We start from the raw sequence: 12,505 nt of genomic DNA, 5'->3' as shown, positions 1-12,505 counted from the left end.
ATTGCACGTCCCTTCAGCATAATTGTATTCCATCCCGGCAGACGGGCGTTAGTATATTATACCACCGGGGTCCTCCGTGAAAAAGAGAACCCGGTCCCTGTTTTGAACCTTGTTTTTATTTCGGCAAGTCTTTCGTCCGTTTCAGAAAAGGGAAACGACCTCCCAGAATAACACCGGCCAGTCCGGTTTTCACACTTAGAACAAGGTACAGGCCGGCTCCGACCGCTACACTGAAACATTCGACGAAAAACGCATGATGCCAGGAGTCCAGCGGAAACATAGTCTTTGCCCCTTCTTTGACAATGACAACAGCGGCTGTCATCAACAGGGTGAGCGCGGTAATTAAAAGCAGGCGCTTCACCAATTTTCCGTAGTGAAACGACGTAAAACGGCCAATTCCCCATATGTTGATTCCAACAGCGGCAACGTAGCCGGCAAGTGTACTGAAACTGCCGCCGACAGGCCCCATATAATACAGGAACAGATAAGCGGTGGCAGCTTTTATGCAAAGTCCGATAAGAAGGGACGTCACAACAAAACGCTGCCGGTTAATTCCCTGCAGAACCGCTGCCGTCACCGAAAAAACGGAGAAAAACAAGGCCGCCGGAGCATAATATCTTAAGATGTGACCGCCAAGCTGCATATCATCCATGCCGAACAGAACGGCAAAGGTGGGGTAGGATAAAACCATCAGACCGGCTGATGCCGGCACGGCGAGAAATAGAATAATCTGGTACGTCTGCGTGATCTGACGCTGCAAAAGCTCCCTGCTGTCGTTTGTAAACGCACTGGTGATGGCGGGAATCAGCGTAACAGACATCGCTGTCGCCACAGCGACCGGAATGAGAATAAGTTTATGGGCCGAACCTGAAAAAGCCCCATATGCGGTTTCTGCTTCACTCTGTATGAAAGCATCCGACGCCGTCAATGCATTGTTGAACGTAAACAGATCGACCAACTGAAACAGCGGAATGGCAAGGCCCACAAAAGAAAGAGGCAGCGCATAGGCAAGCAGCTCTTTGTACATCGAGGGCAGCGAAATATTGTGATCCACCGTACTCTGCTCCACTTCCCGCTCCAGATGGCGGTGCCGCTTCTTCCAGTACATGATCAGGACGAGCAGCGAACCAAGGCCGCCCACAAACGCGCCGAATGTGGCAAAACCGACAGCAGTTCCCCTCTCTCCGCCGAATATATGGAGAACGGCGAATGCCATGGCCAGTATGAAGGTGATGCGCACCACCTGCTCCACCACCTGGGAGACCGCTGTCGGCCCCATCGACTGAAACCCCTGGAAATAACCGCGGATAATCGACATCACAGGTACTAAAAGAAGTGCCGTGCTGACCATTCGTATCGTGAAAACGACGGCCTCTATATCATTGCCGCCTGCAGCATCCGGACTCGGAATAATCCATCCTGCGACAACCGGCGCCATAAAAAACAAGCCGAGAAACGCCGCGAGCCCCGTCAGGCTCATAATAACAAGTCCGGATTGAAACAGGCGCCGGCCTGTCCGGTAGTCCCCGAGCGCATTATATTTGGAAACAAACTTGGACACCGCCATCGGTACACCAAGTGTGGCAAGGCTTAATAAAATCGTGTAAGGCTGGTAACCGTACTGATAAAGTGCCAGCCCCTGCTGCCCGACGAGAGCAGCAAACGGAAATACAAAAATCATTCCAAGAAACTTGGATGAAAACTGGGCCAGCGACAATATCATCGTGCCCCGTAAAAATTTATTAGAATCGGGCATGTTTTCCACTCCCATTGTCATGACTGAAAGTATACGTCCGTCGACATTTTACCACAATCTGCGCGTTTACACTTCCTTTGTATCGGGGATGGCCTTTACGTACATGGAACGTGTGCGCGGACCGTCAAATTCGCAGAAATAAACACCCTGCCATGTACCGAGCACAATCCGCCCCCGCTCCACGATCAATGTCTGCTGGGTACCGACCGTGGATGCTTTCAGATGGGAGGCCGAATTTCCTTCGCCGTGCCGGTATTTCGGATGATTCCACGGGTACACTTCATCGAGTTTCATGAGCATATCGTGTTTCACATCCGGATCTGCGTTTTCATTAACGGTGATGCCGGCGGTTGTGTGAGGGCAGTATACGACAAGGATAGCGCTCTGTATGTTTTGGTTGTGCACCCACTGCTGTATATCATTTGTTACATCCACCATGTCGTCATGCTGTTTTGTCCGGATGGTCATTTTTTCAAGCATTCCATATCCTCCTCCAGGCTTTGACAACCTCTTTCTTTCTGTATAACGTAAGCGTATCATTTATAGTGGAATTGATTAAATAAGGCGGGAATACACATGACTTATCACACTATCATTATCGGGGGCGGACCGGCTGGATTAATGGCAGCTGTAGCCGCTTCGCAGCAGGGCGCCCGCGTCCTCATCGTTGATAAAGGAAAAAAGCTGGGGCGTAAGCTTGCCATCTCCGGCGGCGGGCGCTGTAACGTAACAAACCGGATGGAGCAGAAAGAATTAATCGAACACATTCCGGGTAACGGACGGTTTATGCACAGCCCGTTTTCGATTTTTAATAACGAAAACATTATCTCCTTCTTCGAAGACCTCGGCATTGAACTGAAAGAAGAAGACATGGGCCGCATGTTTCCGGTTAATGACAAAGCTATGACCGTCGTGCAGACTCTGCTCCAGAAAATAAAAGAACTCGGAGTCGAGATACGGCTTCAGACGAAAGTAGAATCTCTCACCTTTGAAAACGGCCGCGTGACCGGCATGACACTTGATAACAAAGAAGTGCTCGAAGCCGCTTCCGTCATCGTTGCAACAGGCGGGAAGTCAGTGCCCAACACCGGCAGCACCGGGGATGGTTACCCTTGGGCACAAGCAGCGGGTCACACGATTACAGAACTGTACCCGACAGAAGTTCCCATCACATCAGCGGCTTCCTTTATCCAGGACAAAACGCTTCAGGGCCTGTCCCTGTCCAATGTCGCGCTTACCGTCTATACGCCAAAAGGAAAGAAAATAAAGACCCACCGCGGCGATATGATTTTCACGCATTTCGGCATCTCCGGCCCTATTGTGCTGCGATGCAGCCAGTACGTCGTGAAAGCACTGAAAAAAAATGAGACATCCACTATTCCGATGGGGCTCTCCCTCTTTCCGGACACCAATGCCGAAGCCATGTTTCAGAACCTTGCCGGCACCAAGAGAAAAGACGGCGCCAAAGCCGCCAAAAATGCTTTAAAACAGATGGCGCCGGAACGGCTTCTGGCTTTCTTTCTGGAGCGCTCCGGCATACCGGAGTCCAAACCTTTGCAGGACGTGCCCAATGACGCACTTCGCAGTCTTGCACAGGCTTTGACAGACTTCCGGTTTGATGTGAACGGCACCTTATCGATTGAAGATGCCTTTGTTACCGGAGGCGGTATTTCCATTAAAGAAATCCAGCCGAAGCGGATGGAATCCAAAATCACCGGCGGTCTCTTTTTCTGCGGCGAGATTCTTGATATTCACGCCTATACGGGCGGTTTTAACATTACATGCGCCTTTTCCACTGGCTATACCGCCGGCATGGCCGCAGCGGAATCTTCCATGTCACAGTCTCTTTCGTAGATAAAAGCAGCCGCTCCTATTGTAGAGGAACGGCTGCTTTTTTTATCCTGCGACGACAATATTAACGAGTCTGCCAGGGATGGCAATGACTTTGCGGATGGTCTTTCCGTCAATCTCTCCGCTGATCTTTTCATCGTTTCTCGCAAGCGTTTCAAGCTGCTCTTCATCGGCGTCTTTCGGTACAACCGCTTTAGCGCGTACTTTCCCGTTAATCTGAAGTACAATTTCCACTTCATCTTCCACGAGCATATTCTCATCATACGACGGCCAAGGCTCATAAGCAATGGTTTCCTCGTGTCCGAGAAGTTCCCATATTTCTTCAGCAATGTGCGGTGCTACCGGTGCAAGCAGCTTAACGAAGCCTTCCATTGACGGTCTTGGGAGTGTGTCCTGTTTATAGGCTTCATTCATGAACACCATCAATTGGCTGATCCCGGTGTTGAAGCGGAGGTGCGAAAATTCTTCCGTCACTTTGTACACTGTCTTGTGATACGTCCGTTCAAACTCTTCGTTACCGCCGGTTTCCGTAATGGCATCGGACAGCGTCTGTTTTTCATCCGTGAATATCCGCCATACGCGGTCGAGGAAACGACGGGCGCCGTCCAGGCCGTTTTCCGACCAGGCCACTGCCGCTTCAAGCGGTCCCATGAACATTTCATACAGACGGAGTGTGTCAGCACCATGTGTTCTGATAATATCATCCGGATTGACGACATTCCCTTTGGATTTACTCATTTTCTCGTTGTTCTCCCCAAGGATCATACCTTGGTTGTATAGTCGTTGAAACGGCTCTTTCGTCGGCACAACACCAATGTCATACAACACTTTATGCCAAAAGCGGGCATACAGAAGGTGCAGCACGGCATGCTCGGCGCCGCCGACATAAATATCAACGGGAAGCCATTGTTTCAGTTTTTCTTCATCCGCCAGTTTCTCATCGTTGTCCGGGTCGATAAAACGAAGGTAATACCAGCAGCTTCCCGCCCATTGAGGCATGGTGTTTGTTTCGCGCCGTCCCTTCATACCTGTGGCAGGATCCGTTACTTCCAGCCATTCTTCTGCGTTGGCAAGCGGTGATTCACCGTTGCCCGACGGCTTAAATTCTTCGAGTTCCGGAAGCTCCAGAGGAAGCTCATCTTCAGGTACCGGGGAAAGAGAACCATCTTCCCAGTAAATCATCGGGATCGGTTCCCCCCAGTAGCGCTGACGGCTGAACAGCCAGTCACGGAGACGGTACGTGACTTCTCTTTTTCCGCTGCCTTCCTGTTCGAGGCGTTCCGTCATCGCGGAGATGGCTTCTTCTGTATGAAGGCCGTTTAGAAACTGCGAATTAATATGCGGCCCGTCGCCTTCATACGCTTCTTGCTCCATATTTCCGCCTTCCACGACTTCTACAATGGGGAGATCAAACGCTGTAGCAAATTCATAGTCACGCTGGTCATGTCCCGGAACAGCCATGACTGCCCCGGTGCCGTAACTGACGAGAACGTAGTCCGCAATATAGATAGGAAGTTTTTCGCCGTTGACCGGATTAACAGCATAGGCACCAGTAAACACACCTGTTTTCTCTTTTTGCAGTTCGGTCCGCTCGAGGTCGCTTTTCGTCCCGATTTCCCGCTTATAGGTCTCTACCGCGTCCTTCTGCTCATCGGTCGTAATCACATCGATGAGCTCATGCTCCGGTGCCAGCACACAGTAAGTCGCACCGAATAATGTATCCGGCCGGGTTGTGAAAGCGGTGAACGTCTCATCATGACCGTCGATGTCAAAATAGACTTCCGCCCCTTCTGAACGGCCGATCCAGTTCCGCTGCATATCTTTTACGCTCTCCGGCCAGTCGAGGTCTTCCAGATCTTCAAGGAGACGGTCGGCATAATCGGTGATTTTCAGCATCCACTGTTTCATCGGCCTGCGTTCCACCGGATGATCCCCGCGCTCACTGCGTCCGTCAATCACTTCTTCATTGGCAAGTACCGTTCCAAGCGCCGGGCACCAGTTCACCGCCACTTCATCAACATAGGCCAGTCCTTTTTTATACAGCTGGATAAAAATCCACTGCGTCCATTTATAATAGGAGGGATCCGTTGTATTAATTTCACGGTCCCAGTCATAGGAAAACCCGAGTGCTTTAATCTGGCGTTTAAAGGTTTCAATGTTGGCCTGGGTGAAATCCCCGGGATTCTTTCCGGTATCAAGCGCAAACTGCTCCGCCGGAAGACCAAACGCGTCCCATCCCATCGGATGAAGCACCTGATATCCCTGCATCCGTTTCATGCGGGAAATGATGTCGGTTGCGGTATAACCTTCCGGGTGTCCGACATGAAGCCCCGCACCTGAAGGATACGGAAACATATCCAGCGCATAAAATTTACTACCTGAATCCGGAAGATCCGGTGTTTTGAAAATAGTATTGTTTTCCCAGTACTGCTGCCACTTCTTTTCAATATCCTGGTGGGGAAAAGCCATTGTATATGTACCTCCTTTGATTTGCTGACCGTCCAATCACTTGTTGTATGCATCCATTAAAAACCCCCCGCCCCCTACCTGCTTCCTATAGGGACGAGAGGTTGTTTTTTCTGCTGCTGTTCCCTGTCAACATTCTTCCTATATATATGAAGCGCTTTTGCGGGTTCCTTTTAATACTTGGTATTTTATGAACTTCCATGCCGTCTGTCAAGATTGGTCAAAACGAAGCGGCACAATCATGACATGAAACAGCATATTACCTATCTTACCATATTACACGCCTGTCTTGAAGAAGGCAAACAGGAGCGTATTCGTGTCTATTTGGATGTTTTGATGAATCATGCTAAAATACAGAAGTATAGCGTGTAGAAGGAGAGATTCAATCATGACGCTGAATGAACAGGAACAACTGCCGTTGATGTGGGGAGAAAAACGTTATCATACATGGAATTACCACCTGCGTGACCATTTCGGAGAAAAGATATTCAAAATCCCTCTCGACGGAGGTTTCACGTGCCCGAACCGGGACGGTCAGGCAGCATCGGGAGGCTGTACGTTCTGTTCCGCCCGCGGATCCGGCGATTTCGCAGGCGACCGCAAAGACAGCCTGGTCACACAGTTCCACGAAGTGAAAGACCGGATGCACCAAAAATGGAAAAACGGAAAGTACATCGGCTATTTTCAGGCATTCAGCAATACGTATGCACCGGTGGAGGAACTGCGCGAGATGTTTGAAGTCATTCTCGAACAGGACGGTGTTGTCGGACTCGCGATTGCGACCCGCCCAGACTGCCTTCCTGATGATGTTGTCGAATACTTGGCTGAACTGAACAAACGCACATATCTCTGGGTGGAGCTCGGCCTGCAGACCGTACATGAAAGCACAGCCGACCTTATTAACCGGGCGCACGATTTTGAATGCTACAAGGAAGGCGTGAATAAACTCCGCGCCCACGGTATCCGCGTCTGCTCCCACATCATCGATGGACTGCCGCAGGAATCGTATAATATGATGAAAGAAACCGCGGCTGAAGTGGCAAAGCTAGATGTGCAGGGAATTAAGATTCATCTGCTGCACCTCTTGAAACACACTCCGATGGTTCATCAATACGAACAGGGACTGCTTGAGTTCATGGACATGGAGGAATACGTCAGCCTTGTCGTCGACCAGATTGAACTGCTTCCGCCGGACATGGTCATTCATCGTTTAACCGGTGACGGACCCGCGGATCTTCTCATCGGCCCGATGTGGAGCCTGAACAAATGGGAAGTTCTGAATTCCATCGATGCTGAGATTGAACGCCGTAACAGCTGGCAGGGAAAATATTATCAGCCGGAGGCGGCCCTCTCGCGATGACGATGCCCGATGTGCTGACATTTGCGAAAGAATGGATGGAAAGAGTGCTCGAAAACGGGGACACCGCGGTCGACGCCACCGCGGGCACCGGCAGAGACACGCTTCATCTTGCCCGCTGCGTGGGAAACAGCGGCAGCGTCTTTAGTTTTGACATTCAGGCCGAAGCACTGGAACAGACAAAGCAGCGCCTCGAAAAACATCACCTGCAGGAACGCGTTTTCCTTCTGAACACAGGCCACGAGCACGCAGCCGGACAGCTTCCGGACGAGCACCGGAGGAATCTGAAGGCGGCTGTTTTTAACCTTGGTTACCTGCCCGGCGGTGACAAAACGGTTACAACCCGGACAGATACAACGATACAAGCTGTTTCACAGCTGCTCAACATCATAAAACCTGGAGGTCTTTTATTCGTTGTCGTCTACCCGGGACACAAGGAAGGCCGTGTGGAAAAAGACAGACTGGAAGACTACGCGGCCTCCCTGCCCCAAAAAGAAATACAGGTTCTGCGTTATGAATTTATGAATCAAGTGAATCATCCCCCATTTTTATTCATTTTTGAAAAAAGATAGGAAGTGAGTAACCATGACCGTACTGGATTCCATGCTTTCTTTTAATGAAAAATTTGTAGAAGGAAAAGAATACGAATCCTTGCAGACATCCAAGTTTCCGGATAAGAAAATCGTCATTCTGACGTGTATGGACACACGCTTGATTGAACTGCTTCCGCGGGCTTTGAACCTGAAAAACGGAGACGCAAAAATTGTTAAAAACGCAGGTGCCATCGTGACAGATCCCTACGACAGCATTATGCGCAGCATCATTGTCGCGCTTTATGCCCTTAAAGCCGATGAAGTCGCTGTCATCGGACATTACGGGTGCGGCATGACCGGCCTGACCTCCGATGATATTTTCAGCCAGGCCGAGTCCCGCGGCGCTGATACCGAGCGGCTGCAGGAAGCAGCCTACGCCGGCGTCGATCTGGACAAGTGGATGCGCGGATTCAACGATGTCGAAGAAAATGTGAAAAGCAGCGCACAAATAATACGAAATCATCCCCTTCTGCCGGAAGGAACACCCGTCCACGGACTCGCCATCTCCCCCGACACAGGCGAACTCACCGTCATCGAAAAAGCATCGGCTTCCCAGTGAAGCCGATGCTTTTTTGTTACCCGTATATCGATTTGGAACTCCGTCTGTAGACCCAGGTGTTAATGTAAAAGAACGCGGCCGGCAGTCCGCCGAAGCGGATGAATTGTTTCGCTGTTTTTTTCATCGACGGCTCTGTCTGCACCTTCTCATCTGCCAGATAAATCGCAAACAATCCTTTCACAATTAACGAATGAAACCGGGCATCCGGCAATTTCCGCACTTTCCGCTCCGCTTCTTTTTTAAAGTAGCGGACCCGTTCCACCATTTCCTGCTCATCATCATACTGCGCGCAGAAATTGAGTTCATCATCAGCGATGTCTTCCTGTTGATCAATAAAGTAATCCAGTAAAATATGAACCCCCTGCACGTACGGGAAGTAAGCCGATTTGATGGAGCGGGCCTGCACGTCTGCCAGGTGGGATCTGGCAGCATAAGCTCCAAGGGCAAAGATTCCGAGTGTAGAACCGGTGCAGGCATTGAATTCATACCAGCGGATATCAGGAAATTCCTCTTTTACTTCATCAAACCAGGCGGTTAATCTCGGGACCCGCTCTTCTTTTTTGACATGCTTATGAACCTGAAGCGTTCTGTAATGATGAGACAGTTCCTCCATGTATTTTTGGACGTTCCAAAAGCCGGGAAACGTCACCAGAAAAGACTGGCAGGTTTCCACCAAATCTTTCAGATAACCTGCGTCGTCCTGATCTTCACGGTAAAAATAGTAGTTCTCCACCTCATGTCCCGGTGCAAGTGCATGTTTTAATGCTTTGTGGAGCATATGAAAGTCATCGGGATTCTGGGATTCACTCCAGTCGCAGAGACCGTCCAGATAATCGCAGATCGTCTGATACGCAATAATGAACTGAAGGACGTTTTCCCGTCTGCTTTCGGGAGCGAACATAGCGTACACTCCGCCGCCTTCACAATGGAAAGCTTTATTTTCTATGCTTATCAAAGCCTGTCTCCGCAGCTCCGGATTCGGGATCTGCTCTGCTTTTTCCCGCCACTGTCCGAGCAGGCGGTGCACCTCGGGAATGATTTCCCGGTAGATGCTGTACATCATGGTCCAAGGCGTTGCTGGTACGTTCACAGTCATCCTCCTTCTTCCTCCATCGTATGTTCCAGACGCTGCCCCACAAAATGCATCATGAATCTGAACACGTCTTCGCGCTCCGGTTCATGAAGAAGCTCGTGATACAACCCTTTCCACTCGCGGTACGCGCAATCTGACAGTCGGAGCTGGCTGAACCAGCGCCGTACCGCAGAACCGTCCACAATATAGTCCTCTCCGGCCTGCATGACCAGGGTAGGAACGTCCGGATAATAATCCGGATAAAGATGAGCCTGTTTGACAGCTTTCGTCAGTTCCCTGTACCACCGCAGGGTTACTGTTGAAACGATAAGATCATCCTGCCTGAATGCCGCTCTTGTCTCTTCATCTCTGGTGAGTCGTTCTGCCGTAATTCCTGATTCGGCCCGGATAGAAGGAGCCATACGGTGCATCATTTTTGCGGTGAGTTCCTTCCCTCTGTTGGGAAAATCCGCCAGACCGAGACAGGGAGAGGACAAGACCACTCCCCGAACCGGCAGATGCTTTTCCATCAAGGTCCGAACCGCAATCAACCCTCCAAGGCTGTGTCCGAACAGGAATACTGGAGCATCGAGAGCGGCCGCCTCTTTGTACCAGCTGTACACGGCATCTATGTACTGGTCAAAACGATCAATGTGGCCTCTTTTTCCTCTCGTTTTCCCGTGACCCGGCAGATCACCGGCAACGACGTGAAAACCTAGGCTGTTCAGACGGTTTATCCATGCCTGGTATCGAACATGATGTTCACCGGCACCATGTATCAACACCATCGTGCCGCGTGGTTTTTTTGTTAACCAAGTCTTTATCATCTTGTTATCCCTGCCTTTTTGTCGCTGCATCGAAACGAACAATCCCCATACTATCCATTTTACTATGATTTTTGCTACACTTACATTAAAGTTGGAAAAATTCTATGAACGAGCAGGAGGTTTCGACATGCTCTATGATTACAAAGGAAAGTCTCCGGACATTGCAGATTCCGCCTATATAGCCGACTATGTGACCATCACAGGGGATGTAAAAATCGGAGAGGAATCAAGCGTTTGGTTTAACACCGTGATCCGTGGCGATGTCGCTCCGACCATTATCGGAAACGGTGTCAACATTCAGGATCAATCTGTTCTCCACCAAAGTCCGAAGAACCCTCTGATTCTTGAGGATGACGTCACCATCGGGCACATGGTTATCCTGCACAGCGCCATTATCCGTAAAAATGCACTGATTGGAATGGGCTCCAAAATACTGGACCGTGCCGAAATCGGGGAAGAGGCATTTATCGGTGCCGGTTCTCTTGTTCCACCCGGCAAAGTCATCCCCCCGCGCACCCTCGCACTCGGAAGTCCGGCAAGAGTAGTGCGGGACCTCACCGACGAAGATCTACGTGAGATGCACCGCGTGCAGCAGTCCTATGTAGAAAAAGGCAGACACTACAAAGAATGGACCAGCCGCGGTGGTGGTTGAGCTGTCTACGCCTTATTACACCCGCTGTTTCATCCAAAAACAGAGACAGAATGAAAAATCCGGACGATGCTGCATTCCAATGGAGAATGTTATCTACTCGTCCGGATTTTTATCTGGGTGCTGCGTTTTCATACGGGGCCGTTCGTTTACCTGTTTTGTGCGGCCTGCTCTTTCAGTGCTTCAGCCTTGTCCACGGCTTCCCAAGGCAGTTCTACGTCAGTCCTGCCAAAATGGCCGTATGCCGCGGTCTGCCGGTAAATCGGACGTCGCAGATCAAGCATCCTGATAATACCAGCCGGACGCAGGTCAAAGTTGTCCCGGACAAGTTCAGCCAGAACCTCCTCAGATACTTCCGCCGTGCCGAATGTTTCCACAGAAACGGATACGGGTCGGGCTACACCGATGGCATAGGCGAGCTGTACTTCACATTTTTCGGCAAGCCCCGCCGCAATAATATTTTTAGCAGCATAACGGGCGGCATATGATGCGGACCGGTCCACTTTCGTCGCGTCTTTCCCCGAAAATGCGCCGCCCCCGTGACGGGCATATCCACCATACGTATCTACGATGATCTTTCTTCCGGTCAATCCGGCGTCTCCCTGCGGGCCGCCGATAACGAAGCGTCCGGTCGGGTTAATAAAGTAATTCGTCTGTTCATCAAGAAGATGTTCCGGAACGACCGGTCTGATGACATGTTCTTTCAGATCTCTGTCTATCTCATCGAGGGATACATCAGCGTGGTGCTGCGTGGAAATAACAATCGTCTCCACCCGCAGTGGTTTTCCATCTTCACCGTATTCTACCGTCACCTGGGTTTTACCGTCCGGGCGGAGGTAAGGGATGGTTCCATCATTTCTTACTTCCGTCAAGCGGCGTGCCAGTTTGTGTGATAACGAAATCGGGAGCGGCATCAGTTCCGGTGTTTCATTGTCCGCATAACCGAACATCAATCCCTGGTCCCCGGCACCGATAGCCTCCAGCTCTCCTTCGGTCATCTGCCCTTCTCTGGCTTCGAGCGCCTGATCCACTCCCTGCGCAATATCGGCGGACTGTTCGTCAATCGATGTAAGGACAGAGCACGTTTCGTGGTCAAAGCCGTACTTAGCTCTTGTGTATCCTATTTTTTTGAGGGTATCCCGTACAATGCTTGGAATATCCACGTATGTTGAGGTTGTGATTTCGCCGGCTACCAGAACAAGCCCGGTATTCACAACCGTTTCGCAGGCCACCCTGGCATTAGGATCTTTCGATATAATTTCATCCAGTATAGCATCGGAGATCTGATCACAGATTTTGTCCGGATGCCCTTCTGTTACTGATTCTGATGTAAACAAACGTCTTCCATCCGTAGACACTTGTACTGCCTCCCCTT

At 50.5% G+C, this 12,505-nt stretch carries 11 protein-coding genes; 5 read left to right on the top strand and 6 right to left on the bottom strand.

Features of this window, described 5'->3' with window-relative positions; all coding sequences use genetic code 11:
- Positions 1–115: 115 nt before the first annotated feature.
- A complete protein-coding gene (locus BM124_RS07185) occupies positions 116–1,756 on the bottom strand; it encodes a putative polysaccharide biosynthesis protein (protein WP_093336380.1) in 1,641 nt (546 codons plus the stop codon).
- A gap of 66 nt (positions 1,757–1,822) precedes the next feature.
- On the bottom strand, positions 1,823–2,236 hold the full coding sequence (locus tag BM124_RS07180; protein ID WP_093336378.1) for a secondary thiamine-phosphate synthase enzyme YjbQ: 414 nt from the start codon (positions 2,234–2,236) through the stop codon (positions 1,823–1,825).
- A gap of 96 nt (positions 2,237–2,332) precedes the next feature.
- Here BM124_RS07180 and BM124_RS07175 point away from each other — a divergent pair, with 96 nt between their 5' ends.
- Positions 2,333–3,610, top strand: a complete 1,278-nt coding sequence (locus BM124_RS07175) for a BaiN/RdsA family NAD(P)/FAD-dependent oxidoreductase (protein WP_093336376.1) — start codon at positions 2,333–2,335, stop codon at positions 3,608–3,610.
- Positions 3,611–3,652: 42 nt separating this feature from the next.
- Here BM124_RS07175 and leuS read toward each other — a convergent pair whose 3' ends face one another.
- Positions 3,653–6,076: a leucine--tRNA ligase gene (leuS, locus tag BM124_RS07170; RefSeq protein WP_093336375.1), complete on the bottom strand. Its 2,424-nt coding sequence runs from the start codon at positions 6,074–6,076 to the stop codon at positions 3,653–3,655.
- Between the two features lie 385 nt (positions 6,077–6,461).
- Between leuS and mnmL the strand changes: the two genes are divergently transcribed.
- From mnmL to BM124_RS07155, 3 genes are read left to right on the top strand one after another with little or no spacing between them, the layout of a single operon-like run.
- Complete coding sequence (mnmL, locus tag BM124_RS07165; RefSeq protein WP_093336372.1) at positions 6,462–7,433, top strand: tRNA modification radical SAM protein MnmL/YtqA; 972 nt, start codon at positions 6,462–6,464, stop codon at positions 7,431–7,433.
- On the top strand, positions 7,430–8,002 hold the full coding sequence (gene mnmM / locus BM124_RS07160; protein ID WP_093336370.1) for a tRNA 5-(aminomethyl)-2-thiouridylate-methyltransferase MnmM: 573 nt from the start codon (positions 7,430–7,432) through the stop codon (positions 8,000–8,002). Before mnmL ends, mnmM begins: the two co-directional genes overlap by 4 nt.
- 13 nt (positions 8,003–8,015) lie before the next feature.
- Positions 8,016–8,582 (top strand): beta-class carbonic anhydrase, encoded by a 567-nt coding sequence (locus BM124_RS07155; RefSeq protein ID WP_093336368.1) that lies wholly within the window; start codon positions 8,016–8,018, stop codon positions 8,580–8,582.
- 16 nt (positions 8,583–8,598) lie between these two features.
- Here BM124_RS07155 and BM124_RS07150 read toward each other — a convergent pair whose 3' ends face one another.
- The gene (locus tag BM124_RS07150) at positions 8,599–9,672 is read right to left on the bottom strand and encodes a tetraprenyl-beta-curcumene synthase family protein (protein ID WP_244504267.1); all 1,074 of its coding nucleotides are present in this window, start codon (positions 9,670–9,672) and stop codon (positions 8,599–8,601) included.
- Between the two features lie 2 nt (positions 9,673–9,674).
- A complete protein-coding gene (locus BM124_RS07145) occupies positions 9,675–10,511 on the bottom strand; it encodes an alpha/beta hydrolase (RefSeq protein ID WP_244504266.1) in 837 nt (278 codons plus the stop codon).
- 97 nt (positions 10,512–10,608) lie between these two features.
- On the opposite strand from BM124_RS07145, the gene BM124_RS07140 reads away from it, so the two are divergent.
- A complete protein-coding gene (locus BM124_RS07140) occupies positions 10,609–11,133 on the top strand; it encodes a gamma carbonic anhydrase (protein WP_093336365.1) in 525 nt (174 codons plus the stop codon).
- Between the two features lie 146 nt (positions 11,134–11,279).
- On the opposite strand, the gene metK is transcribed toward BM124_RS07140, so the two are convergent.
- Positions 11,280–12,488, bottom strand: coding sequence for a methionine adenosyltransferase (metK, locus tag BM124_RS07135; RefSeq protein WP_139217078.1), 1,209 nt, complete (start codon positions 12,486–12,488; stop codon positions 11,280–11,282).
- Positions 12,489–12,505: the final 17 nt, after the last annotated feature.

The organism is Salibacterium halotolerans (assembly GCF_900115625.1).
Lineage (GTDB): Bacteria > Bacillota > Bacilli > Bacillales > Marinococcaceae > Salibacterium > Salibacterium halotolerans.
The sequence above is the reverse complement of the archived record's forward strand: the minus strand, read 5'-3'. Positions and strand labels throughout refer to the sequence as shown.

What these genes read in the sequence shown, in the direction of transcription:
- mnmL (WP_093336372.1), top strand. Translation starts at nt 6,462, where the DNA reads ATGACGCTGAATGAACAGGAACAACTGCCGTTGATGTGGGGAGAAAAA.
- BM124_RS07185 (WP_093336380.1), bottom strand. Translation starts at nt 1,756, where the DNA reads ATGCCCGATTCTAATAAATTTTTACGGGGCACGATGATATTGTCGCTG.
- BM124_RS07140 (WP_093336365.1), top strand. Translation starts at nt 10,609, where the DNA reads ATGCTCTATGATTACAAAGGAAAGTCTCCGGACATTGCAGATTCCGCC.
- BM124_RS07175 (WP_093336376.1), top strand. Translation starts at nt 2,333, where the DNA reads ATGACTTATCACACTATCATTATCGGGGGCGGACCGGCTGGATTAATG.
- leuS (WP_093336375.1), bottom strand. Translation starts at nt 6,076, where the DNA reads ATGGCTTTTCCCCACCAGGATATTGAAAAGAAGTGGCAGCAGTACTGG.
- BM124_RS07145 (WP_244504266.1), bottom strand. Translation starts at nt 10,511, where the DNA reads ATGCAGCGACAAAAAGGCAGGGATAACAAGATGATAAAGACTTGGTTA.
- mnmM (WP_093336370.1), top strand. Translation starts at nt 7,430, where the DNA reads ATGACGATGCCCGATGTGCTGACATTTGCGAAAGAATGGATGGAAAGA.
- BM124_RS07180 (WP_093336378.1), bottom strand. Translation starts at nt 2,236, where the DNA reads ATGCTTGAAAAAATGACCATCCGGACAAAACAGCATGACGACATGGTG.
- BM124_RS07155 (WP_093336368.1), top strand. Translation starts at nt 8,016, where the DNA reads ATGACCGTACTGGATTCCATGCTTTCTTTTAATGAAAAATTTGTAGAA.